Annotated in this window: 20 protein-coding genes; 12 read left to right on the top strand and 8 right to left on the bottom strand. The window is 69.0% G+C overall.

From position 1 onward, the window contains the following. Positions 1-61: 61 nt before the first annotated feature. The 3 genes from BM004_RS12155 to BM004_RS12145 are packed head-to-tail and all read right to left on the bottom strand — an operon-like array spanning position 62 to position 3,622. Positions 62-652 (bottom strand): DUF4304 domain-containing protein, encoded by a 591-nt coding sequence (locus BM004_RS12155; protein WP_093213514.1) that lies wholly within the window; start codon positions 650-652, stop codon positions 62-64. After that, on the bottom strand, positions 649-1,293 hold the full coding sequence (locus BM004_RS12150) for an alpha-ketoglutarate-dependent dioxygenase AlkB (protein WP_093213512.1): 645 nt from the start codon (positions 1,291-1,293) through the stop codon (positions 649-651). Before BM004_RS12150 ends, BM004_RS12155 begins: the two co-directional genes overlap by 4 nt. After that, on the bottom strand, positions 1,280-3,622 hold the full coding sequence (locus tag BM004_RS12145; RefSeq protein ID WP_093213510.1) for an ATP-dependent DNA helicase: 2,343 nt from the start codon (positions 3,620-3,622) through the stop codon (positions 1,280-1,282). Before BM004_RS12145 ends, BM004_RS12150 begins: the two co-directional genes overlap by 14 nt. Before the next feature lie 187 nt (positions 3,623-3,809). Here BM004_RS12145 and BM004_RS12140 point away from each other — a divergent pair, with 187 nt between their 5' ends. The 12 genes from BM004_RS12140 to BM004_RS12085 all read left to right on the top strand — a co-directional run bounded on the left by BM004_RS12140 (position 3,810) and on the right by BM004_RS12085 (position 17,243). Continuing rightward, complete coding sequence (locus tag BM004_RS12140; protein WP_093213508.1) at positions 3,810-7,319, top strand: response regulator; 3,510 nt, start codon at positions 3,810-3,812, stop codon at positions 7,317-7,319. Positions 7,320-7,420: 101 nt separating this feature from the next. Beyond that, a complete protein-coding gene (locus BM004_RS12135; RefSeq protein WP_093123304.1) occupies positions 7,421-8,203 on the top strand; it encodes a CheR family methyltransferase in 783 nt (260 codons plus the stop codon). Next, positions 8,200-8,805 carry a chemotaxis protein CheB gene (locus BM004_RS12130; protein WP_093122117.1) on the top strand — a complete coding sequence of 202 codons (606 nt, stop codon included), beginning with the start codon at positions 8,200-8,202 and terminating at the stop codon, positions 8,803-8,805. The genes BM004_RS12135 and BM004_RS12130 overlap by 4 nt, the downstream gene beginning before the upstream one ends. Next, a complete protein-coding gene (locus BM004_RS12125; protein WP_093122119.1) occupies positions 8,795-10,039 on the top strand; it encodes a hybrid sensor histidine kinase/response regulator in 1,245 nt (414 codons plus the stop codon). Before BM004_RS12130 ends, BM004_RS12125 begins: the two co-directional genes overlap by 11 nt. Before the next feature lie 56 nt (positions 10,040-10,095). After that, complete coding sequence (locus tag BM004_RS12120; protein WP_256219871.1) at positions 10,096-10,476, top strand: response regulator; 381 nt, start codon at positions 10,096-10,098, stop codon at positions 10,474-10,476. Between the two features lie 172 nt (positions 10,477-10,648). Further along, a complete protein-coding gene (locus BM004_RS12115; RefSeq protein ID WP_093213506.1) occupies positions 10,649-11,380 on the top strand; it encodes a FadR/GntR family transcriptional regulator in 732 nt (243 codons plus the stop codon). A 116-nt stretch (positions 11,381-11,496) separates the two neighbouring features. Beyond that, positions 11,497-12,327: a substrate-binding periplasmic protein gene (locus BM004_RS12110; RefSeq protein WP_177206489.1), complete on the top strand. Its 831-nt coding sequence runs from the start codon at positions 11,497-11,499 to the stop codon at positions 12,325-12,327. 48 nt (positions 12,328-12,375) lie between these two features. After that, the gene (locus BM004_RS12105; RefSeq protein WP_093122126.1) at positions 12,376-13,041 is read left to right on the top strand and encodes an amino acid ABC transporter permease; all 666 of its coding nucleotides are present in this window, start codon (positions 12,376-12,378) and stop codon (positions 13,039-13,041) included. After that, positions 13,041-13,700, top strand: a complete 660-nt coding sequence (locus BM004_RS12100) for an amino acid ABC transporter permease (protein ID WP_093213505.1) — start codon at positions 13,041-13,043, stop codon at positions 13,698-13,700. The genes BM004_RS12105 and BM004_RS12100 overlap by 1 nt, the downstream gene beginning before the upstream one ends. Continuing rightward, the gene (locus tag BM004_RS12095) at positions 13,700-14,467 is read left to right on the top strand and encodes an amino acid ABC transporter ATP-binding protein (RefSeq protein WP_093213504.1); all 768 of its coding nucleotides are present in this window, start codon (positions 13,700-13,702) and stop codon (positions 14,465-14,467) included. The genes BM004_RS12100 and BM004_RS12095 overlap by 1 nt, the downstream gene beginning before the upstream one ends. A gap of 44 nt (positions 14,468-14,511) precedes the next feature. Beyond that, positions 14,512-15,723: a D-mannonate dehydratase ManD gene (gene manD, locus BM004_RS12090; protein ID WP_093122134.1), complete on the top strand. Its 1,212-nt coding sequence runs from the start codon at positions 14,512-14,514 to the stop codon at positions 15,721-15,723. A gap of 11 nt (positions 15,724-15,734) precedes the next feature. Further along, positions 15,735-17,243, top strand: a complete 1,509-nt coding sequence (locus tag BM004_RS12085; protein WP_093214077.1) for a mannitol dehydrogenase family protein — start codon at positions 15,735-15,737, stop codon at positions 17,241-17,243. 50 nt (positions 17,244-17,293) lie between these two features. Here the strand turns inward: BM004_RS12085 and BM004_RS12080 are convergent, their stop codons facing one another. From BM004_RS12080 to BM004_RS12060, 5 genes are all read right to left on the bottom strand, one after another. Then, positions 17,294-17,686, bottom strand: coding sequence for a hypothetical protein (locus tag BM004_RS12080; RefSeq protein ID WP_256219870.1), 393 nt, complete (start codon positions 17,684-17,686; stop codon positions 17,294-17,296). Beyond that, the gene (locus BM004_RS12075; RefSeq protein WP_093213502.1) at positions 17,683-19,143 is read right to left on the bottom strand and encodes a DUF1501 domain-containing protein; all 1,461 of its coding nucleotides are present in this window, start codon (positions 19,141-19,143) and stop codon (positions 17,683-17,685) included. Before BM004_RS12075 ends, BM004_RS12080 begins: the two co-directional genes overlap by 4 nt. Before the next feature lie 29 nt (positions 19,144-19,172). Next, positions 19,173-20,957: a DUF1800 domain-containing protein gene (locus tag BM004_RS12070; RefSeq protein ID WP_093122141.1), complete on the bottom strand. Its 1,785-nt coding sequence runs from the start codon at positions 20,955-20,957 to the stop codon at positions 19,173-19,175. A gap of 238 nt (positions 20,958-21,195) precedes the next feature. Then, the gene (locus tag BM004_RS12065) at positions 21,196-21,510 is read right to left on the bottom strand and encodes a hypothetical protein (protein ID WP_256219869.1); all 315 of its coding nucleotides are present in this window, start codon (positions 21,508-21,510) and stop codon (positions 21,196-21,198) included. Positions 21,511-21,706: 196 nt separating this feature from the next. After that, positions 21,707-22,654 carry an adenylate/guanylate cyclase domain-containing protein gene (locus BM004_RS12060; RefSeq protein WP_093122146.1) on the bottom strand — a complete coding sequence of 316 codons (948 nt, stop codon included), beginning with the start codon at positions 22,652-22,654 and terminating at the stop codon, positions 21,707-21,709. Positions 22,655-22,661 lie beyond the last annotated feature (7 nt).

Here is a 22,661-nt window from a genome sequence, read left to right as displayed (position 1 = left end):
CAGGATCAACCCGTTCTCGCGGGCTGCAGGTCCCTCGAAGCAGTGGCGGCGCGGCGCGCAGCTAGGCGGCCAAGACCTTTTCCAGATCCGCCTTCAGCGAAGTCGCGCGTTCGGGCGCGCTCGCCAGGCCCGCATCGACCAGCGCCCGCGCGCGCTCCCGGTCGCCCGGGTGCGCGGCGATGCGCGCCAGGTGCAGCGCCGTGCGTGCATGGATCCGGCTCGGCTCGGTCTCGCGCAGCATCTGCTCGAAGCTCCGCGGATAGCTGGCGTGCCGGGCGAAGAAAGCGCGGCCCGGCCCCGCCCATTCGCTCACGATGAAGTCCACGTTTTCCTCGGCCTGCGCCTTCGACGTGCCGTAGGCCCAGCCGAAGGCCGCACCGGGCGGCGGCTCCATGCGGTCGCGGAAGACGCAGCCCGCTTCTTCCATCTCTTGCGGCGCCACCGGCCCGCCGCCCTCGCCCGGCAGGAACGCGAGGTGCGCGCCCAGGTTCAGGTAGCAGGCCTTGCCGCCGCTCGCGCCCTGCACGTTGAACACGTGGATCAACGGCCCCTCGATGCGCCGCAGCGTCTGGCCGGTGCCCTGGAAGCCTTCGGCCTTCAACACGGGATAGAGCTTTTGCGTGAGCAGCTTGAGGAAGGTGGTGCGGTTCATGGGCTCTTCCGTCTGCGGGTGCGCAAGGTGATCGAGTATCGCAAGGCCTCGGTCGGCGCGATGGCGTGCTGCCACGCCCAGCGTGCCGGCCCGCGAAGCACGTAGATGGAGCGCGGCTCGACCAGGAACTCGAGTGTGCCGGGCCCCGATGCCGGTGCGCCCGGTGCGCCCGTTGGTCCCGGCCGTTCCGGCACGTACGGGCGGAACTGCATCACCGCATCGTTGTGCAGCGACACGCCGACGATCTCCTCGAAGTCCGGCACATCGCGGTGCCAGCCCAGCGGCGTGCCGGGCCGGTATTCGGCGATGAGCGCATGGCCGAGGTCTTCCGGTGCGATGCCGGCCCAGGCCGCCGCCTTCGCGCGCAGCGGGTGCAGCATCTCGGGCAGCGGCGCGCCGGGCTTCAGGCGGTTGGTGTCGAAGTCGTAGCTGCCGCCGAAGCCGATGCCGCGGCGGCGCGCCGTGTATTCCTTGTAGCGCATCTCCTTGAGCGGCAGGCCCTGCACGATGCGCAGCAGCTCGGCCTCTTCGCCGCGCGAGAGAAAGCCGTTCTCGTAGCGCAGCCCTTCGATGGCCGCGGCCGGCGCCTCGCCGAACAGGTCGGGCTGGCCGGCATGTTCCAGGCGTCTAGCGGCTCGCATCGGGCTCCGGCCTTCCCGCCGGCCTTTCGGCGAGCTGCACATGCCACCAGCGCGGCAGCAGCTCGCGGATCTCGGCGCGCGCGAAGCGGTCGTCCAGCAGGTGCAGCACGCCGCGGTCTTCCTCGGTGCGAATGACCCGCCCGGCGGCCTGCACCACCTTCTGCAGGCCCGGGTAGAGGTAGGTGTACTCGTAGCCCTTGCCGAAGCGCGTCTGCATGCGCTCGCGCGTGATCTCGTTGAGCTCGTTGTACTGCGGCAGCCCCAGGCTGGCCACGAAGGCGCCGATGAGCCGGCTGCCCGGCAGGTCGATGCCCTCGCCGAACGCGCCGCCGAGCACCGCGAAGCCGATGCCCTGCCCGCCCTCACGGAAGCGCGCGATGAAGTCGTGCCGGTCGGCCTCGCGCATGCCGCGCGTCTGCGTCCACACCGGCACGCCGGGGTGGCGCAGGGAGAACGCCGCGCAGGCCTTGTCGAGGTAGTCGAAGCTGCTGAAGAAGGCCAGGTAGTTGCCCGGCATGCGCTCGAACTGGGCGCCGATGATGTCCGCCACGTTGCGCAGCGAACCCGCGCGATCGCGAAAGCGCGTCGACACGTGCGTGGCCACCTCCACGCGCAGCTGCTGGCTGGTGAACGGCGAAGCCACGTCGAGCAGGGCCGTGTTCTGCGGCAGGCCGAGCGCATCGCGGTAGAACTCGAACGGCGACAGCGTGCCCGAGAAGCAGGTGACCGACACCGCGTCGCCGAAGCGCGATTCCAGGAACGGCGCGGGCACCAGGTTGCGGATGGCCAGCGTGCGCTCGGCCTGGGTCTCGCCCAGCGTGCGCTCGAACACCGAGTGGTCGCCGAAGGCTTCGGCCAGCCGGGCGAAGTGCAGCGCGTCGAAGAAGAAGCGCTGCAACGGGCCTTGCGACGCATCGGGCGTGGCCGCGAAGTACTCGGCCATGGCGGTGTTGGCGGCCTGCAGCGTGCGCAGGAAGCGCTCGGGCACTTCGTCGCTGGTCTCGTAGGCGGCCTGCTGCGGCTGCTGCACGGTGTCCCACTCGCGGAACAGGCGCGCCAGCGGGCCGCGCAGCGCGGCGGGCGCCACGCGGTGCGCCTCCTCGAGCGCGGCGCCTTCCAGCGGCGCGGTGTACATGCCGCGCGCGCGCTCCAGCAGGTTGTGCGCCTCGTCGACCAGCACGGCCACGCGCCAGTCGGCGTCGCGCATGGTGGCGTACAGGAAGGCGCTGCTGTCGAAGTAGTAGTTGTAGTCGCCCACCACGGCGTCGGCCCAGCGGGTCATTTCCTGCGCGAGGAAATAGGGGCAGACCTCGTGCGCCAGCGCAATGTCGCGCAGCGCCGCGCGGTCGAGCCAGGCGGCCTGCGCGGCCTGTTCGCGCGCGGCCGGCAGCCGGTCGTAGAAACCGCGGGCCAGCGGGCAGGCGTCGCCGTGGCAGGCGCGGTCGGGGTATTCGCAGACCTTTTCGCGCGCCGCGAGCTCGAGCACGCGCAGCCGGCCCGGCCCCCGGCCCTTGTCGAGCACGCGCAGCGCGTCGAGCGCCACCGGCCGGCCCGAGGTCTTGGCGGTGAGGAAGAAGACCTTGTCGATGCCCTGCGCGTTCTTCGCGGCCCGCGCCTTGAGCAGCGGGAAGATGGTGGCCAGCGTCTTGCCGATGCCGGTGGGCGCCTGCGTCATCAGGCAGCGCCCGCCCATGGCCGCGCGGTAGACGGCCTCGGCCAGTTCGCGCTGGCCGGCGCGGAAGTCGCTGTGCGGAAATTCGAGCCCGGCCAGCGCGGCGTCGAGCGCGCCGCGGTGCGCCGCCTCGCTGGCGGCCCACGCGCTGTAGCGCGCGCACAGCAGCTCGAAATGTTCGCGCAGCGCCTCGCGGGTGTGGTGTTCCTCGAGCACGGTTTCGTCGCCGGTGGCAAGGTCGAGGTAGACCAGCGCCACCGTCATCCGGTCGTGGCCGTTCTGCTCGCAGAGCATCCAGCCATAGGTGCGGGCCTGGGCCCAGTGCAGCGCGCGGTGGTTGCCGCGGATGGCGTCGAAGTCGCCGCGGAAGGTCTTGATTTCTTCCACGCGGTGCCTGCGCGGCTCGTAACCGTCGGCCCGGCCGCGCACCCGCAGCGCGCCGCAGGTGGTGTCGAGGCCGACTTCGCTCTCGTAGCCCTCGCCGCGCCGGTGCTGCACCAGCGCATGGCCGGCCATGCCCTCGAGCGCGCTGGGCGCGGGCACGAAGCGCAGGTCGAGGTCGCCCGCCTTCGCGCCGAAGGCGCACAGGGCCTTGACGGAAACGACGTGCGCAACGACGCAGGCGGCGTCTGGCGGGGTGGAGGGTTCGGGGCCCATCTGGCTTGGACTGTATGAAATTACAGTATAACGAGGCCTGCCGGAAGCCTGACTAAGGCTTGCCTGGGCCTGTCTTTCGGACCCGTCGGGCCTAATACGCCTCTCTCTGCCGGAACGGGGCCTTCTCCGACAGGTCCGCCGGCATTTATCGGCAAAACTTGACAAGTTTTGCTTACAAATGCGACCGATGAACACTCCCACCGCGATCGACCCCGATGACTTCGAGCGTCTGCTCAGCCGCAACATCAAGCTGCCCCTGATCGGCGGCGTGTTCGGCGCAGTGGTGTTCGTCGGGTTGATCCTCTTCCTGCTCAACACCGTCCAGTGGGTCGAGCACACCGACCGCGTCACCCGCGCCGCCAGCGAGCTGCAGCGCCAGAGCATCGACATGGAAACCGGCATGCGCGGCTTCCTGATCACCGGCGACGAGAGCTTCCTGGAGCCGTACCAGAGCGCCGTGCCCCGCCTGAAGGGCGACACCGAGGCCCTGCGCGCGCTGGTGGCCGACAACCGGCAGCAGGTGGAGCGCGTCGACCGCATCGCCGGCATCCAGGCCACCTGGCTGGAGTTCGCGCGCAGCCTGATCGCCGCGCGCCGTACCGGCGAGGACGCCCAGGCCCAGGTGCGCCTGGGCCGCGGCAAGCGCCTCACCGACGACATGCGCGCCGAGTTCACCGCGCTCATGGACACCGAGCAGACGCTGCGCTTCCAGCGCAACAACGCCGCCAACAGCACCGCGTGGTGGGTGGTGGGGCTGTTCCTGCTGTTCACGCTGAGCTTCACCGGGCTGGTGGCCTACTTCGGCCGGCGGCAGCTGGTGCGGCTGTCCGAAAGCTACGACGTGGTGCTGCAAGAGCAGGCGGCGCATGCCGAGCGGCTGGCCCACGAGGCGTGGCTGCGCAGCGCGCAGACCGAGCTGGTGGGCGAACTGGTCGGCGAACTCAGCGCACCCGACATGGGCCGCAAGATCCTGGCCTTCTTCTCCCGCCACCTGGGCACCGCCGTGGGCGCCATGTACGTGCGCGAGCGCCACGGCCCGCTGCGCCGGGCCGCGAGCTACGGTTTTTCGAGTGCGGCCGAGGCCTCGCCGCAGGTGTTTTCGCCCACCGAAAGCCTGATCGGCCAGGCCGCGGCCGAGCGCCGCCGCATGGTGATCGACCCGATCGACGCCGACTACCTCAAGGTGAATTCGGGCCTGGGCCAGATGTCGCCCAAGGCGGTGCTGCTGCTGCCGGTGAGCAGCAGCGGCATGGTCAACGGCGTGGTCGAGCTCGGCCTGGCGGGCCCGCTGGACGATCGCGGCAACCAGTTGCTCGACGTGGTGACCGACGACATCGGCACCTCGCTGGCGGCGGCGCGCTACCGCGAGCAGCTGCAGGACGTGCTGGCCGAGACGCAGCAGCTCAACGAAGAGCTGCAGGTGCAGCAGGAAGAACTGCGCACCGCCAACGAAGAGCTCGAAGAACAGTCACGCGCCCTGCGCGCCTCGCAGGCCATGCTGGAGAACCAGCAGGCCGAGCTGGAGCAGACCAACAGCCAGCTGTCGGAACGCACCGAGGCGCTCGACCAGCGCAACACCGCGCTGCGCCGCGTGCAGCGCGACCTGGAAGACCGCGCCGACGAGCTGCAGCGCGCGAGCCGCTACAAGTCGGAGTTCCTGGCGAACATGTCGCACGAGCTGCGCACGCCGCTGAACAGCGCGCTCATCCTGGCCAAGCTGCTGGGCGACAACCCGCAGGGCAACCTGACGGCCGAGCAGGTGAAGTTCGCCGACTCGATCTACTCGTCGGGCAACGACCTGCTGGTGCTGATCAACGACATCCTGGACATCGCCAAGGTCGAGGCCGGCAAGCTCGAGGTGGTGCCCGAAGACGTGCGCCTGGCCAAGCTGGCGCAGAGCCTGGAGAGCACCTTCAGCCCGCTGGCCATGCAGAAGAACCTGAGCTTCAGGCTCGAAGTGCGGCCCGACGCGCCGCTCACGCTGCTCACCGACCGCCAGCGCGTGGAGCAGATCCTGAAGAACCTGCTGTCGAACGCGCTGAAGTTCACCGACCGCGGCGAAGTGGCGCTGGTGGTGTCGGCGGCGCCGGACGGCGGCGCGGTGTTCGCGGTGTCCGACTCGGGCATCGGCATCGACCCCAAGCAGCACGAGCTGATCTTCGAGGCCTTCCGCCAGGCCGACGGCACCACCAGCCGCCGCTACGGCGGCACCGGGCTGGGCCTGTCGATCTCGCGCGACCTCACGCAGCTGCTGGGCGGCGCGCTCACCGTCGAAAGCACGCCGGGCCAGGGCAGCACCTTCCTGCTGGAACTGCCCGCGCGCGCGCCGCAGGCGGCGCAGGGGTCTCAGGCATCGCACGGCTTGCAGGGTTCGGCATTCGCCGCCGCGCAGCAGTCGACCGTCTATGCGCCCAGGGCCGTGGCTCCTCCCGCCCCGCTGGCGCCGCAGCCGCCCTCCCCCGTGCCCGCGCCGCAGTTCGCCGACGACCGCGGCATTCCGCGCGACCAGGTGCGCCGCGTGCTGGTGATCGAGGACGAGCCGCAGTTCGCGCACATCCTCTACGACCTGGCGCACGAGCTGGGCTACCGCTGCCTGGTGGCGCACGGCGCGGCCGACGGTTTCGAGCTGGCCACGCAGTTCCTGCCCGACGCCATCCTGCTGGACATGCGACTGCCCGACAGCACCGGCCTGGACGTGCTGCAGCGCCTGAAGGACTCGCCGCACACGCGCCACATTCCGATTCACGTGGTGTCGGCCGCCGAGAACGCGCAGAACGCGGCGCTGCAGATGGGCGCCGTCGGTTATGCGCTGAAGCCCGCCACGCGCGACGAGCTCATGAAGGTGTTCGGCCGGCTGGAAGACAAGCTCACGCAGAAGGTCAAGGTCGTGCTGCTGGTGGAAGACGACGAACTGCAGCGCGAAAGCGTGATCCGCCTGATCGGCGACGACGACATCGAGATCGTGGCCGTGGGCTCGGGCGAGGAAGCGCTGGAGCTGCTGCGCACGCGCGTGTTCGACTGCATGATCACCGACCTGAAGCTGCCCGACATGCAGGGCAGCGAGCTGCTCAAGGCCATGGCGGCCGAAGAGATCGTGTCGTTCCCGCCGGTCATCGTGTACACCGGTCGCAACCTCACGCGCGACGAGGAGACCGAGCTGCAGCGCTACTCGCGCTCCATCATCATCAAGGGCGCGCGCTCGCCCGAGCGCCTGCTCGACGAGGTGACGCTGTTCCTGCACAAGGTGGAGGCCGAGCTGTCGAGCGAGCGCCAGGGCATGCTGAAGACCGCGCGCGGGCGCGACCGCATCTTCGAGGGCCGCACCATCCTGCTGGTGGACGACGACGTGCGCAACATCTTCGCGCTGACCAGCGCGCTGGAGCAGCGCGGCGCCATGGTCGAGATCGGCCGCAACGGCCGCGAGGCACTCGAGCGGCTCGACCAGGTGAGCGACATCGACCTGGTGCTGATGGACGTGATGATGCCGGAGATGGACGGCCTGGAAGCCACGCGCCGCCTGCGCTCCGACCCGCGCTTCGAGAAGATGCCGGTGATCGCCATCACCGCCAAGGCCACCAAGGACGACCGCGAGCAGTGCCTGGCCGCCGGCGCCAACGACTACCTGGCCAAGCCGGTCGACCTGGAGCGGCTGTTCTCGCTGCTGCGCGTGTGGATGCCGAAAATGGAGCGCCTGTGACACGAACGCCAGCGACACCGACGCCTTCTTCGCCCCTCACGGGCGCGTCCCCGCCGCCGCTGCACCCGCTCAGCGACACCGAGATCGAGCTGCGCCTGCTGATGGAGGCCATCTACCTCAAGTACAGCTACGACTTTCGCAACTACACCGTGGCCTCGCAGAAGCGCCGCGTGCTGCACGCGCTCGACCAGCTCGGCCTGCCGAGCATCTCGGCGCTGCAGGAGCGCGTGCTGCGCGAGCCGGCGCTGTTCGGCCGGCTGCTGCAGTTCCTCACCATCCCGGTGAGCGAGATGTTCCGCGACCCGTCGTACTTCCTGGCGTTGCGCCAGCACGTGGTGCCGATCCTGCACACCTACGCGTCGGTGAAGGTGTGGGTGGCGGGCTGCAGCACCGGCGAAGAGGTGTTCTCGCTGGCCATCCTGCTGCGCGAAGAAGGCCTGCTGGAGCGCACGCAGATCTACGCCACCGACATCAACCCCGCTTCGCTCGAGAAGGCGCGCCAGGGCATCTTTCCGCTCGATGCGATCCGCGGCTACACCACCAACTACCAGCGCGCGGGCGGGCGCAGCGCGTTCTCCGACTACTACACGGCCGCCTACGACGCCGCGCGCTTCGACCCCTCGCTGTGCGCCGACGTGATCTTCGCCGACCACAGCCTGGCCACCGACAGCGTGTTCGCGGAAACGCAGCTGGTGTCGTGCCGCAACGTGCTCATCTACTTCAACCGGCAGCTGCAGGACCGCGCGCTCGGCCTTTTCCACGAGTCGCTGTCGCACCGCGGCTTCCTGGGGCTGGGTTCGAAGGAAAGCATCGACTTCTCGGGTTATTCCGACCGCTTCGCGCCGCATGCGCGCGCCGAGCGCATCTACCGGAAGGCCACATGAAGCGGCAGTTGCGTTCTTCCGTGAACAAGCACGTCGACGCGGTGGTGCTCGGCGCGTCGGCCGGCGGCATCGACGCGCTGACCGTGCTGCTGAACGACCTGCCCGCCACCTGGCAACTGCCGATGGCGGTGGTGCTGCACCTGCCCGAGGACCACGAGAGCCACCTGGCCGAGATCTTCGCGCAGCGCATGCCGATTCCCGTGCACGAGGCCGCCGACAAGATGCCGCTGGCCGCGGGCAGCCTGTATTTCGCGCCGCCGGGCTACCACCTGTCGATCGAGCGCGAGCGCAGGTTCTCGCTGAGCTGCGAGCCGCCGGTGCTGTTCTCGCGCCCGTCGATCGACGTGCTGATGGGCTCGGCCGCCGACGCCTACGGCCCCGCCGTGGCCGGCTTTCTGCTGACCGGCGCCAACGACGACGGTGCCGAAGGCCTGAACCGCATCCATCTGGCCGGCGGCCTCACCGCCGTCCAGGAACCGAAGGAAGCCCAGATTCCCACCATGCCCCAAGCCGCCATTGCGCGCCACGTGCCCGACTACGTGCTCCCCCTGCGCGACCTGCGCGCCCTGCTGCTTCAACTGGAGGCCGCCCATGCACATTGACGTCGAAAGCAAGCTGCTGATCGTCGATGACCTCCCGGAAAACCTGCTGGCGCTGGAAGCGCTCATCCGCGCGCCGGGCCGCGTGGTGTTCCGCGCCGCCTCGGCCGAGGCAGCCCTGGCGCTGCTGCTGGAAAACGAATTCGCGCTGGCCATCGTCGACGTTCAGATGCCGGGCATGAACGGCTTCGAGCTGGCCGAGCTGATGCGCGGCACCGAGCGCACGCGGCACATTCCCATCATCTTCGTGAGCGCCGCCGGCCGCGAGCTGAACTACGCGTTCCAGGGCTACGAGAGCGGCGCGGTCGACTTCCTGCACAAGCCGCTGGACCCGCACGCGGTGGTCAGCAAGGTGAACGTGTTCGTCGACCTGCACCGCCACCGCAAGGCGCTGCGCCACGAGATGGACCAGCTCGCCGCCGCCCACCACAAGCAGGAAGAACTGGTGCAGCAGCTGCAGCACACGCAGCGCGAACTGGAGCGCGCGGTGCGCATGCGCGACGACTTCATGTCGATGGTGTCGCACGAGCTGCGCACGCCGCTGAACACGCTGTACCTGGAGGCGCAGCTGCGGCAGTTGCACCTGTCCAAGGGCAACCTCGCCAACTTCGCGCCCGACCGGCTGCCCGCGATGATCGAGCGCGACCAGCGGCAGATCCGCAACATGGTGCGCCTCATCGACGACATGCTCGACGTGACGCGCATGCGCCGCGACGCGCTGTCGATCCAGACCAAGCCGGTGGACCTGTCCGTGCTGGCGCGTGCCGTGGTCGAGAACCTGCGGCACCAGGCCGAGGCGGCGGGCTCGACCATCACGCTGGAGACGCCGGCCGAGCTGCGCGGCGTGTGGGACGAGTTCCGCATCGAGCAGGTGCTGACCAACCTGCTGACCAATGCGCTGCGCTACGGCGGCGGCAAGCCGGTGGAGATGATGGTGATCGAGGCCGGCGGCCTGGCACAGGTGGCGGTGCGCGACCAGGGCATCGGCATCGCGCCCGAAGACCAGGCACGCATCTTCGAGCAGTTCGAGCGCACCGACGACAGCCGCAAGCACGCGGCCGGCCTGGGCCTGGGGCTGTACATCACGCGCAAGATCGTGAGCCTGCATGGTGGGCGCATCGGCGTGGAGAGCGCGCCCGGCGCGGGCTCGCGCTTCGTGGTCGAGCTGCCGCTGCACGCCAGCGATGCCAGCACGGACACGGACACCCACACCGGCGACGGCGCCTCGAAATCGTAGGTGCGCTCCTACTGCGCGGCTCGTAGCGGGCCGCGATACTGCTCCATTCGACTTACTTGAAAAGAGAGCTTTACGTGAACGTGCTGATCGTCGACGACAACGAAGCCGCGGCCGACCTGTTGCAAGAACTGCTGACCTTGCAGGACCACACGGCACGCTGCACCTACACGGCGCAGCAGGCGCTGGACGCGGCGGCCGCGGAGCACTTCGACGCCGCGCTGATCGACCTCACGCTGCCCGACTTCCCCGGCACCGAGGTGGCACGCCGGCTGCGCGAGAACCCGGCCGAGGGCACGCCGAAACTGCTGGTCGCCATCTCGGGCTTCTCGGCGCAGGACACGGGCGGCCAGTCGGCCGAAGGCCTGTTCGACCACCACCTGCAGAAGCCGATCGACATCGACAAGCTGGAACGCATCCTGGCGCAAGCCGCTTCCTGACGGCTCACCGGGGCCGGAACAGGCGCCGGTACACCACTTCTTCGTTTCCCTTCTGTTGGCGCCCCTCCCCGGCGCGGCGCGAGCGTGCGCGCGTCCCTTCCAGCCTCTCCGGGCTACTGGTAAACCACGAGGCCTTAATTGGTGAACCACTTTTAAACTGGCTCACCACATCATGGCCACGCTCACCGAATCCCCCCTTGTCCAGGCTGCCGAGCCGGAATCCGATCGCTCGTACCAGAAGCTCGCGGCACGCATCGCCGAGCTGATTCGCGGCGGTGAATTCAAGGTGGGCGACCGCCTGCCGTCGGAGCGCGCGCTGGCCGAGCGCTTCAACGTGAGCCGCACGCTGGTGCGCGAGGCGATCATCGTGCTGGAGATCCAGGGCGCGGTCGAAGTGCGCGGCGGCTCGGGCATCTACATCTGCGCGCCGGCGGCCGGCGTCATGGCACCCGCTGCCGCCTACACCCTCTCGCCCGGGCCCGGCCCCTTCGAGCTGCTGCGCGCGCGCAGCCTGATCGAGGCCGAGATCGCCTCGGTGGCGGCGGAGAACCGCAAGGACAGCGACATCGACCGCATCTACGCCGCGCTGGCCGCGATGCGCGAGCACATGCAGGACAAGGCGGCCAACGAGGCGGCCGACCGGCTCTTTCACCTGCGCATTGCCGAGTCGACCGGCAACAGCGTGCTGCTGCAGATGGTCACCGGGCTGTGGGACCACACCAAGGCGCCGATCTGGTCCCAGATGGAGGCGCACTTCCACACGCCCGAGCTGCGCCGCGCCTCGCAGGACGACCACCAGCGCGTGTTCAACGCGCTGCTCGAACGCAACCCCGCCGAGGCCCGCGCCGCGATGCGCGCGCACATCGACCGCGTGATCGCGGAGTTCGCCCAGGCCTGGCGCTGAGGGCGCGTGCCCGCCAGGTGCCGTCATGTGCCCGCGCGGGCACCGCCGTTCCCTTTTTCGTTGTTCCCGCCGCCCGACTTGGGCCTTACCCAAAACCACAGAACTGGAGACAGAAGATGACGACTACGAAGACCCTGCTCGCCGCCTTGATGGCCGCGGCATTCGTCGGCCAGGCCGCCGCGCAGACCGTGCCGCTGCCGGCCCCCGGCACCAGCGCGCGCATCGACGCCATCAAGAAGGCCGGCGTGCTGCGCGCGGGCGTGCTGTCGAACCCGCCGTGGCTGATCGAGAACACCACCGGTTCGGGCGATGCCTGGGCCGGCCCCGCATGGCTGCTGGCGAACGAGGTAGCCAAGCAGTTGGGCGTGAAGCTGCAGGCCGTGCCCGTCTCGCACGAGACCAAGGTGCCGGTGCTGGCGTCGAACCAGGCCGACATGACGATCTCGCCGCTGTCGGTGACGCCCGAGCGCCTGAAGGTGGTCGACTTCGTGACCTACTCGCGCACCGCGCTGTGCGTGTTCGGCCGCGCCGACAACCCGAAGGTGGCCAACGCCAAGTCGATCGACGAGTTCAACAACCCGAACATCACGGTGGCCTACTTCACCGGCGGCGGCGAAGAAAACTGGGTGAAGAAGCGCTTCCCCAACGCCAAGCTGCGCGGGGTGTCCACCGCGGGCACCGCGGCGCCGGTGGAAGAAATCATGGCCAAGCGCGCCGACGTGACGCCCATCAACCGCGTGCCATGGCAAGCGCTCAACCGCAAGGTCAAGGGCCTGAAGGTGCTGCCCGACGGCAACAACTGCCAGGACTCCACCGAGATGGCCACCCCCATCGGCCTGGCCATCGACAAGAACCAGCCCGAGTACCTGAACTGGCTCAAGGCGGTGAACGACCAGATGAAGCCCAAGCTCGACGCGGACGAAGCGCGAATCATCAACGCGATGTGAGCCGCGGCCCCGGCCGCAACGCTTTGATTCGCTGATTTCACGGACCCCATGGAGCTCGACTTCTCCCCCCTGCTCGACAGCTGGCAGTACCTGCTCGGCGGGCTGGGCATCACGCTGCTGCTGTCGGTGCTCACCGCCGTCGGCGCGCTGGTGCTCGGCACCGCGCTGGGCCTGGGCCGCGTCTATGGCGCGGCCTGGCTGCGCATTCCCATCGTGTTCTACATCGACACCCAGCGCGCCATTCCGGTGCTGGTGATATTGGTGTGGTTCTATTTCGCGGTGCCCATCCTCACGGGCATCAGCTTCCACCCGTTCTGGGCCGCGCTGATGGCGCTCACGCTGCACATTGCCGCCTATGTGGCGGAGATCGTGCGCGCGGGCATCGAGTCGATCCGTCCGGGGCAGATCCGCGCGGCGCTGGCGCTGGGCATGTCGCGCGCGCAGATCGTGCGCAAGGTGGTGCTGCCGCAGGCGCTGGTGCGCATGCTGCCGGCCTTCGGCTCGGTGCTGTCGATCACCATCAAGGACACGGCCATTGCCACGGTGATCGCCGTGCCTGAACTCATGAAGCGCGCCGAGACCATCGCGGGCCAGAGCTACCGGCCGATCGAGGTGTTCACGGTGGTGATGGTCATCTACTTCATCATCCTGTTCCCCGGAACACGGCTGATCGATGCGCTGTACAAGCGCGTTGCGCACCTGGGGAGGTCGTGATGAATCTGGACTGGAACATTGTCTGGGTCCACCGCTACGACCTGCTGCACGGCGCCGGGCTGACCGTGCTGCTGACCGTGCTGACCATGGTGGTGGCGGTGCCCGCGGGCATCCTGCTGGCGCTGATGCGGCTGTCGAAATCGAAGGTGCTGTCGGGCGCCAGCCAGGTGTTCGTGGAGTTCTTCCGCAACCTGCCGCTGATCCTGGTCGTGTACTGGGCGTTCTACGTGATGCCGGTGTTTCTGCACATCGAGTTCTCGGCCTTCACCACGGGGCTGGTGGCGCTGTGCCTGAACGTGTCGGCCTACAACGCCGAGACCTTCCGCGCCGGCATCAACTCGATCCGCAAGGGCCAGATGGAAGCCGCCATCGCGGTGGGCATGAGCCGCTGGCAGGCCATGAAGAAGGTGGTGATCCCGCAGGCCTGGCGGCGCGTGCTGCCGGTGCTGGCGAGCACCTGGGTGTCGCTGTTCAAGGACACCTCGCTGGTGTCGGTGATCGCGGTGGGCGAGCTGGCGCACGTGGCGCTGCAGATCCGCTCGTCGAGCTTCCGCGTGCTGGAGATGCTCACGGCCATGGCCGTCATCTACTGGCTCATGGGCTACCCGCAGGCCAAGCTGGTCGACTGGATACAGAAGAAATTCGAGGTCAAGGAATGATGAACGGCGAACGTAAATCGGCGGGCCAGGCGCCGGTCGTGGTGTACGACAACGTGCGCAAGCTGTACGGCAGCTTCGTGGCGCTGGACGGCGTGACGGTGCAGGTCAACAAGGGCGAGGTGATGTGCCTGATCGGGCCTTCGGGCTCGGGCAAGTCGACGCTGCTTCGCTGCACCAATGCGCTGGAGACCATCGACGGCGGGCGCGTGCTGATCGACGGCGTGCCGCTGCCCACCGAAGAGCGCGAGGCCCGCAAGGTGCGCCAGCGCATGGGCATGGTGTTCCAGAACTTCGAGCTGTTCCCGCACAAGAACGCGCTGGACAACGTGGCCATCGGCCCCGTCACGGTGCTGGGCATGAGCGAGGCGAAGGCGCGCGAGCGGGCGATGAAGCTGCTCGAGAAGGTGGGCCTGGCCGCCAAGGCGCACAACTTTCCCAGCGGCCTGTCGGGCGGCCAGCAGCAGCGCGTGGCCATTGCGCGCGCGCTGGCGATGGAGCCCGAGGTGATGCTGTTCGACGAGCCCACCTCCGCGCTCGACCCCGAGACCATCGGCGAAGTGCTCAACGTGATGAAGAAGCTGGCCGACGAAGGCATGACCATGGTCGTGGTCACGCACGAGATGGCCTTTGCCCGCAGCGTGGCCGACTGGGTGGTGGTGTTCGACCACGGCAAGGTGGTCGAGCAGGGCCCGCCCAGCCAGATCTTCGAGGCCCCCACGGCCGAGCGCACGCGCGACTTCCTGGGCCACCTCGGCTGGCACGGCTGAGCCACGCGCCCTCCTCCCCCCAACGACACGCACAGACACACACCATGAAAATCACCAACGCCCGCGTCATCGTCTGCAGCCCGGGCCGCAACTTCGTCACGCTGAAGATCGAGACCGACGAGGGCCTCACCGGCATCGGCGACGCCACGCTCAACGGGCGCGAACTGGCCGTGGCGGCCTACCTCACCGAGCACGTCATTCCCTGCCTGATCGGGCGCGACGCCCACCAGATCGAGGACATCTGGCAGTACCTGTACAAGGGCGCCTACTGGCGCCGCGGCCCGGTCACCATGACCGCCATCGCGGCCGTGGACACCGCGCTGTGGGACATCAAGGCCAAGGCCGCCAACATGCCGCTGTACCAGCTGCTGGGCGGCAAGAGCCGCACCGGCGTGATGGTGTACGGCCATGCCAACGGCCGCGACATCGAGCAGACGGTGGAAGAAGTGCTGCGCTACAAGGAAGAAGGCTACCTGGCCATTCGCGCGCAGAGCGGCGTGCCGGGCCTGGAGAAGGTGTACGGCGTGGGCCGCGGCACCATGTTCTATGAACCGGCCGACGCCGACCTGCCGAGCGAGCACGACTGGTCGACCGCCAAGTACCTGGAGCACACGCCCAAGCTGTTCGACGCGGTGCGCAGCGCGGTGGGTCCCGACATCCACCTGCTGCACGACGTGCACCACCGCCTCACGCCCATCGAGGCCGGCCGGCTGGGCAAGTCGCTGGAGCCCTTCAACCTGTTCTGGATGGAAGACGCCACGCCGGCGGAGAACCAGGAGGCCTTCAAGCTCATTCGCCAGCACACGACCACGCCGCTGGCGGTGGGCGAGATCTTCAACAGCATCTGGGACTGCAAGGACCTGATCGAGAACCAGCTGATCGACTTCATCCGCACCACGGTGGTCCACGCGGGCGGCATCACGCAGCTGCGCCGCATTGCCGACCTGGCCTCGCTCTACCAGGTGCGCACCGGTTGCCACGGCGCCACCGACCTGTCGCCGGCCTGCATGGGTGCCGCGTTGCACTTCGACATGTGGGTGCCGAACTTCGGCATCCAGGAGTACATGCGCCACACGGAGGAAACCGACGCGGTGTTCCCGCATTCGTATTCCTTCGCCAACGGCATGCTGCATCCGGGCGAGGCGCCGGGCCATGGCGTGGACATCGACGAGACGCTGGCCGCCAAGTACCCGTACCAGCGCGCCTACCTGCCGGTGAACCGCCTGCAGCACGACGGCACGCTCTGGAACTGGTGAGCGGGCGAACCATGCAGCGCCTGCATCCAGCCACCCTGCCCCGTCTTCCCGCCGACATTGCGCGGCCGCTCTATGCGCGTGACGCGCTGCGGGCCGGCATCGTCCACCTGGGCGTGGGCGCATTCCATCGCGCGCACATCGCGGTCGTCAACGAGGCCGCGCTGCATGCCAGCGGCGACCTGCGCTGGGGCACCGTGGGCGTCTCGCTGCGCGCGGCCGACACGCGCGACGCACTGCAGCCGCAAGGCGGGCTCTACACGCTGGCCCTGCGCGACGGGGCCGGCGACGGCAGCCCGCGCGAGCTACTGCAGGTGGTGGGCAACCTGCTCGACGTGCTCGTCGCGCCGGAAGACCCGGCGGCCGTGCTCGAGCGCATCGCGCACCCGGACACCCGCATCGTGAGCCTCACGATCACCGAGAAGGGCTATCACCACGATCCGGCCACCGGCGCGCTGCGCCTCGACGCCGCAGACATCGTGCACGACCTCGCCCACCCCGAAGCGCCGCGCACCATGCCCGGCTTCGTGGTGCATGCGCTGGCGCTGCGCCGCGCGCGCGGCCTGGCGCCGCTCACGCTCATGTCGTGCGACAACCTGCCCGCGAACGGCGACACGACGCGCGGCATCGTGCTGGCCTTCGCGCAGCAGGTCGACGCCGGCCTGCGCGAGTGGATGGAGGCGCACTGCACCTTTCCGAATTCGATGGTCGACCGCATCGTGCCGCGCACCACCGACGCCGACCGCGAACGCATTTCCGCGCGCCTGGGCGCCGGCGATGCGTGGCCGGTGATCGGCGAACCCTTTCTGGAGTGGGTGGTGGAAGACCGCTTCGCGAACGGCCGGCCCGACTGGACGGCGGGCGGCGCGCGCTTCGTCGATCACGCGGAACCGTTCGAGAAGCTCAAGCTGCGCATGGTCAACGGCGCCCACTCGGCGCTGGCCTATCTGGGTGCGATGGCCGGGCTGCGCACGGTGGACCGCGCCATGGCCGAACCGGCGCTGCGCGGCTACATCGACGCGCTGATGCGCGAAGAGATCGCGCCCACGCTGCCGGCCATGCAAGGCCTCGACCTCGACGGCTACCGCGCGCGGCTGCTGCAGCGCTTCTCGAACCCCGCGCTGCAGCACCAGACGAAGCAGATCGCCATGGACGGCTCGCAGAAGCTGCCGCAGCGCCTGCTCGGCACGGTGCGCGACCGGCTGGCGCAAGGCCTGCCGATCGACCGGCTGGCACTGGCGGTCGCAGGCTGGATCTACTACCTGCGCGGCACGGACGAGACCGGCGCCACGCACGACATCCAGGACCCGCTGGCCGCCGCGTTGGCCCAGCGGCTGGCGCAAGCCGGCGCGGCAACATCGATGCAGGACCGCGTGGCGTTCTTCACCGGCTTCGCGCCGGTGTTCGGTGAACTGGGGAGCGAGCCGCGCTTCGTGGCGGCGGTGGCGCGCCACCTGGGCACGCTGGAGGCCGATGGCGTGCGCGGCGCGCTTGCCGCGGTCGGGGCGGACGCGCCGGCCTGAAGTGCCGATCTGAAGCGCCGGCTGCGTGCGCTGTGCGATACGCCCGCGCCTCAGCGCTTCTTGCTGCGCTTCGAGTAGCTGCGCATGGTCTCGTAGCGGTACAGCCGGAAGCCGTCCTTCTGCACGAAGCTCACCGGCTCCCAGCCGCGCGCCAGTGCGCAGTCGGTGATCTGCGCCATCTGCACGCCCAGGTAGTCCTGCAGGCTGTCGGCCACCGCGAGTTCGAACTTCCTGAGTTCGCGGTCCAGCGATTCGATGGCGCCGATGGCGGCTTCGACGGTGCCGAACGGACGCACGTTCGTCACTTCGCTGCTGCGCATCAGCGGGCGCGTCTCGCGATGCGCGTCACCGCCGAAGTTGACGCTGGCGCCCCCCTCCATGCCGTTGAGACTGCCCATGTCGGTCATGCCGCTCATGTTGACCATCATGCTCATTTCGTTCATGCCATGAACCCCATGTCGCGCAGGTAGCTGATGCCGCTCGGCGCTGTGACGTTGTTGAAATTCTTCAGGTTCGGCAGGATGCCGTCGAGCTCCGCGTCGGGCACTCCGAACCACCTGGCCAGCGTGGCGGCGTACTGGTCGACCGAGGTGGTCGGCAGCAGCCGGCCCTGGCCCACGTGCCACTGGTCGTCGTCGGCCGCGGTGTTGCCCACGCTCACCGGCGGCGCCGTGCCGTACAGCGCCTTGCCCTTCACCGCGCCGCCCACCACGAAGTGGTGGCTGCCCCAGCCGTGGTCGGAACCGTTGCCGTTGCTCGAGAGCGTGCGGCCGAAGTCGGAGGCGGTGAAGCTCGTCACCTTGTCGTCGAGGTTGAGGAGCCTCATCTGCTCCTGGAACGCGGCCATGGCATCGGACACCCGCTCCATCAGGCCGCCCTGCTTGGTGTCGAGGTCGTCGTGCAGGTCGAAGCCGCCCATCGACACGAAGAACACCTGGCGCTTCACGCCCAGCGCGTCGTGCCCGCGGATCAGCCGCGCGACCATCTTGAGCTGGTCGGCCAGGTTGTTGCCGGCCGGGAAGTTGGCGTTCAGGTCGTCGGGCTGGATGGCGGCGGTGACGGTGCCTTCGGCCGACGTTGCGCGTGCCGTGACCTTGTTGTATTCCTTCTCCAGCGTGTGGCCGCGATCCTGCTGCGCCAGTTGCTGCATGGCCGCCTTGACGGCCGACGAGCCGTAGACGTTGCCGGCGGCCGCGCTCACGCTGTTGATGCGCACCGCGCCACCCGTGCCGACCTGGTACTGCTGCGCGGTATCGCCCGACAGGAACACGGCGTTGCCCGACACCGAGATGCAGGTGAAGAGCGAGCCCGTCGCCTGGCCCGACAGCACCGTGTCGCCGAGGTTGCCGCCCCAGCCGATGGTCGAGCCTTCGGGCGAGGAAGACTGCCACACCGACTGCTGGTCGTTGTGCGAGAACAGCTTCGGCGGAACCGGAAAGTCCTTGCGGTTGCCCCCGTTGTACTGCGCGCGCGTGAGCGGCTTGACCAGCGGGCCGACGTTGAGCTGCACCGCCATCTTGCCGTCGTCGAACAGGGCGGCCAGCTTGGTCATCTTGGGGTTCAGCGCGTACTTGCGGCCGTCGGGCAGCGCCGCGGTGGGCCGAAGCTCGGTGAGCGCGAGCGCCGCGTCCGAAGGCAGCGCGATGGCGCCGCGGATGGTGCTGTACTTGGCGTAGCTGGCAGTATCGAAGTTGACGAGCGTGTTGGCGTAGTCGTTGCCGCCGAACAGGAACACGCACACCAGCGCCTTGTAGTCGCCGCTGGGCGCACCCAGCGCGGCGGCGTCGCCGATGGCGGCGAGGTTGAGCGCGAACGGCATCGCGGTGCCGGCAATGGCAAGGTGGCCCGCGCGGCGCAGGAAGGCGCGGCGGGTGTGCTCGGCGGGGTTGATGAGGTACATGTGCGTTTTCGCTCCGGCGTCCTGTCGACTTATTTCTGCACGAGGTATTCGGGCGAGCCCATCACCAGCAGCACGCCGGCGCAGACCATGCTGAGCCGGGCCGCGTCGGTGCCCGGGTTCGCCAGCGGCGCCTTCGAGAGCGCATCGGTGATCAACGCCACCGTGGCGCCCGACAGCTGGTTGCCGGCCAGCAGCAGGTTGAGCCGGCGCACCAGCGCGCCCGGGTCGGCGGTGAGCGCCTTCTCGTTCGTGTAGGCGGCGCTCACGTCCTTGGTGTCGAAGCCGATCGGCAGGATGCGCTGCAGGAAGTTGAGGTAGCCGCCCACGCTGGTCTCGTTGACCAGCTGGAACTCGGGCGCCACCAGCTTGTTGGCGGCAATGGCGGTGGCGGGCGGCACGTAGCCCGGCCGGAAGAAGTTGAAGACCGAGGGCGAGCGCAGCGGGCTCTGGCCCAGGGTCTGGCTCGGGTCCGACGTATTGCCGATCTTCCAGGTGTCCCTGACCGAGCTGACGCCGAAGGTGCGGCCCCACTGCACCAGCCGCAGCATCGGCTCGCGCAGGCGGCCGAAGTTGGCATCGGCCAGGCCCGCGGGTCCTCGTGCCTCGTCGTCGAGCAGCACGGCCGCGAACACGCTCTTCATGTCGCCGCGCACGCCCGCGCCGTTGTTGGCGAAGACGTCGGACACGCGCTGCATGTAGGCCGCGCTCGGGTTGCTGGTGACCAGCCGCTGGATCAGCTGCCGGCCGATGAAGGGGCCGACGTTCGGGTGGTTGAAGAGCGTGTCGAGCGCCGTCTTCAGCGCCGCCGGGCCCGGCGTGCCGGCCGCCACGGTGGTGCCGAGGAAGGCGGCTTCGCGCGTGGAGTGGTTGTTCGGCGTGAAGGCCATGGGCCGGGTGGTCCACTGGTTGGTCTCGACGCTGCCGCCGCCCGGAAGCGGGAAGGCATTGCGCTCCGAGGCGCGGATGTCGAGGTCGTAGCCGGTGAACACGCGCGCCAGGTTCGACACGTCGCTCTGCACGTAGGTCTCGATGGGCTGGCCGTCGGCGCCGGTCTTGAGCGTGCCGTCCGCGTTGAGCTGGTACAGGCCGATGCTCATGAGCTGCATGACCTCGCGCGCGTAGTTCTCGTCAGGCTGGCGGCCCGAGACGTCTTCCTTGCGGTTGCCGCGGGTGTTCAGGTAGAAGCCCATCGCGGGGTTGAGCGTGACGTCTTCCAGCAGCTGGCGGAAGTTGCCGGTGGTGCCGGCAACCAGCGTGTCCCAGTACTGCGCCATCATGGCGGTCGGCCAGCTCGAGCCGATCTCGGTGGACGACACCACGAAGATCTCGCTGAGCGCCAGCGCCATGCGCTTGCGCACGGGGTCGGCCGAGGTCATGAGCTGGCGCCAGATCATGGCGTCGGCGTCGACGGCTTCGCGGGCCTTGCCGTTCACCCAATCCCAGGCGGTGCCGTCGCGCGGCGCGCCGAGCTGTTCGACCAGCCAGGGCATGTAGCCCTTAGCGCGCACGTCGGCGATGTCCTTGTCGGAAGAGGAAAGCTGGGCCTGCAGCAGGAAGCGCGCGGCTTCGTCGTCGGTCTTGGCCTGGGGGTAGTGATAGGGGCCGGTGTCGGCCGCGGGGTCGGAGCCCGGCGCGCCGGCGCCGCCGCCGGGCAGGAACATGCCGCCCGAGCCGCCTCCTCCTCCGCCGCCTCCGCCGCAGGCGGCCAGCGCCGCCGCGATGGAAAACACCGCCGCGGCCTTCGCGGGCCTCGAAAGATCCGGTCCCGCCTCATCGGCCAGGCTTGTGGCGCCTGCTTCGAACTGTTCCACCATGTTCCTCGCTCCTGGGCGCTCCAACGCCGGTTGGAGCAGCCAAGGCAAGCTGCATGCCCTGTGCGAAACGGGAGGGAAACAGCAGAGAAAGGATGTAGCCCGGGCGCCAAAATTGGACGCCTGACCACAAAAATGTGAATCAATGTGACTTTTTCGTCACCTCTTGAAACAAAAATGGCATGCCAGCCTGCATGCCATCTTTCAGCAAACCTTCAGCCGCGCAGGCGGCCGGGGTGCTTCAGTCGCGTTCGTCGTCCCACTCGTTCGGCGGACGGTACGGGTAACCGGGGCCGTAGTAGACGCGGCCGGCTGGCGGCACATAGACCGGCGCCGGGCGGTAGTAGACGGGAGGCGGCGGACGGTAATACACCGGCGGCGGCGGTTCGTAATAGATGGGCGCGGGATACGGGTACACGGGCGGCGGTGCGTAGTAAGGCGCCGGGTAGGCGCCGACGGCCAGGCCGGGCGTGCCGATCTGCACCGACCAGCTGCCGCGCGCGCTGGCGGCACCGGCGGCGAGCAGCGCGCCGGCGGCCATGGCACCGATGGCCATCCATTTGAATACCGAAGATTGATTTTTGGGGGTCACAGAGGCTCCAGGGCCGATGACGGACGGTGTCCGGGTGCCCATGCAACGCCGCAGCGAACGTGGCGGTGCACCCGATGGTGTGGAAGGTGGTTGCCAAACGTGAGTGGTTCGGTGAGCGGCCCGGTGCGCGGTCCGTACAGACCCTTCACGCCTCGCGCCCTCACCTCGCAACTTCGCGCCGCGACAGCATCACGTCGCCACCGGTCGTGTTGAACGCGATGGTCGGCGCGCTGAAGTCGCTCAGCGGCGCGCCCAGCCCGATTTCGCCGCGCCCGTGCAGCACGCACTCCTCGCGGCGCAGGGCAATCTCGGTGCTCGTGCCGCCGTTGCCATGAAAGCGCACCCACGTGCCGTAGGTGCTGACGTCTATCAGCACGCAGCTGCCCTGGCGCAGCTCGATGCGCGCATGCAGCCGCGACACGCGCGGGTCGTTCACCACGAACTGCGCCTCGTCGACGCGGCCCAGGTGGATCGGCAGCTCCTCGGTGCGGAACATCGAGCGCACGTCGAGCCATGCCAGCTCGATCTGGCCGAACGACGAATCGGGCATGCGCAACGGCGCGAGCGCGGCCGGCACGGTGAGGAAGGAGGTGACATCCTCCTGCCAGTCGATGCGGTGCACGACCGACATCTCGCTGCGCCCGCGGATGTTGATGAGGCCCAGGTCGCGGTGCTGCACCGAGCTTTCGCGCAGTTGCGAGATGACCGCATCGGTCACCCAGATCTGCCCGGGGCCGGCCAGGTCGCTCAGGCGCGAGGCCAGGTTGACGGCGTCGCCGTAGCAGTCGCCCTCGACCTCGACCACCTCGCCGCTGGCCACGCCGATCTGCAGCGCCATGCGCAGCGGCGCCGGCCATGCGAGCAGGCGCTTCTGGTGGTAACGCTGGAGTTCGATCACCGCGTGCGTGGCGGCGGCGCCGCTCGTGAAGATGGCGAACACGCCATCGCCGAGCGATTTGACGACACGGCCGCCGTGTGCCTGGCACACGCCGCCGATCCATTGCGTCAGTCGCGTCACGGTCTCCGTGGCCCGTGCATTCCCCATGGCCTCGAAGACCCTGGTGCTCCCCGTCAAGTCCGCGAAAACGACTGTGGAATTGACACCCATATTGTTG

Source organism: Variovorax sp. OK212, from assembly GCF_900112425.1.
In the GTDB taxonomy this organism is placed as follows: Bacteria; Pseudomonadota; Gammaproteobacteria; order Burkholderiales; family Burkholderiaceae_C; genus Variovorax.
The sequence above is the reverse complement of the archived record's forward strand: the minus strand, read 5'-3'. Positions and strand labels throughout refer to the sequence as shown.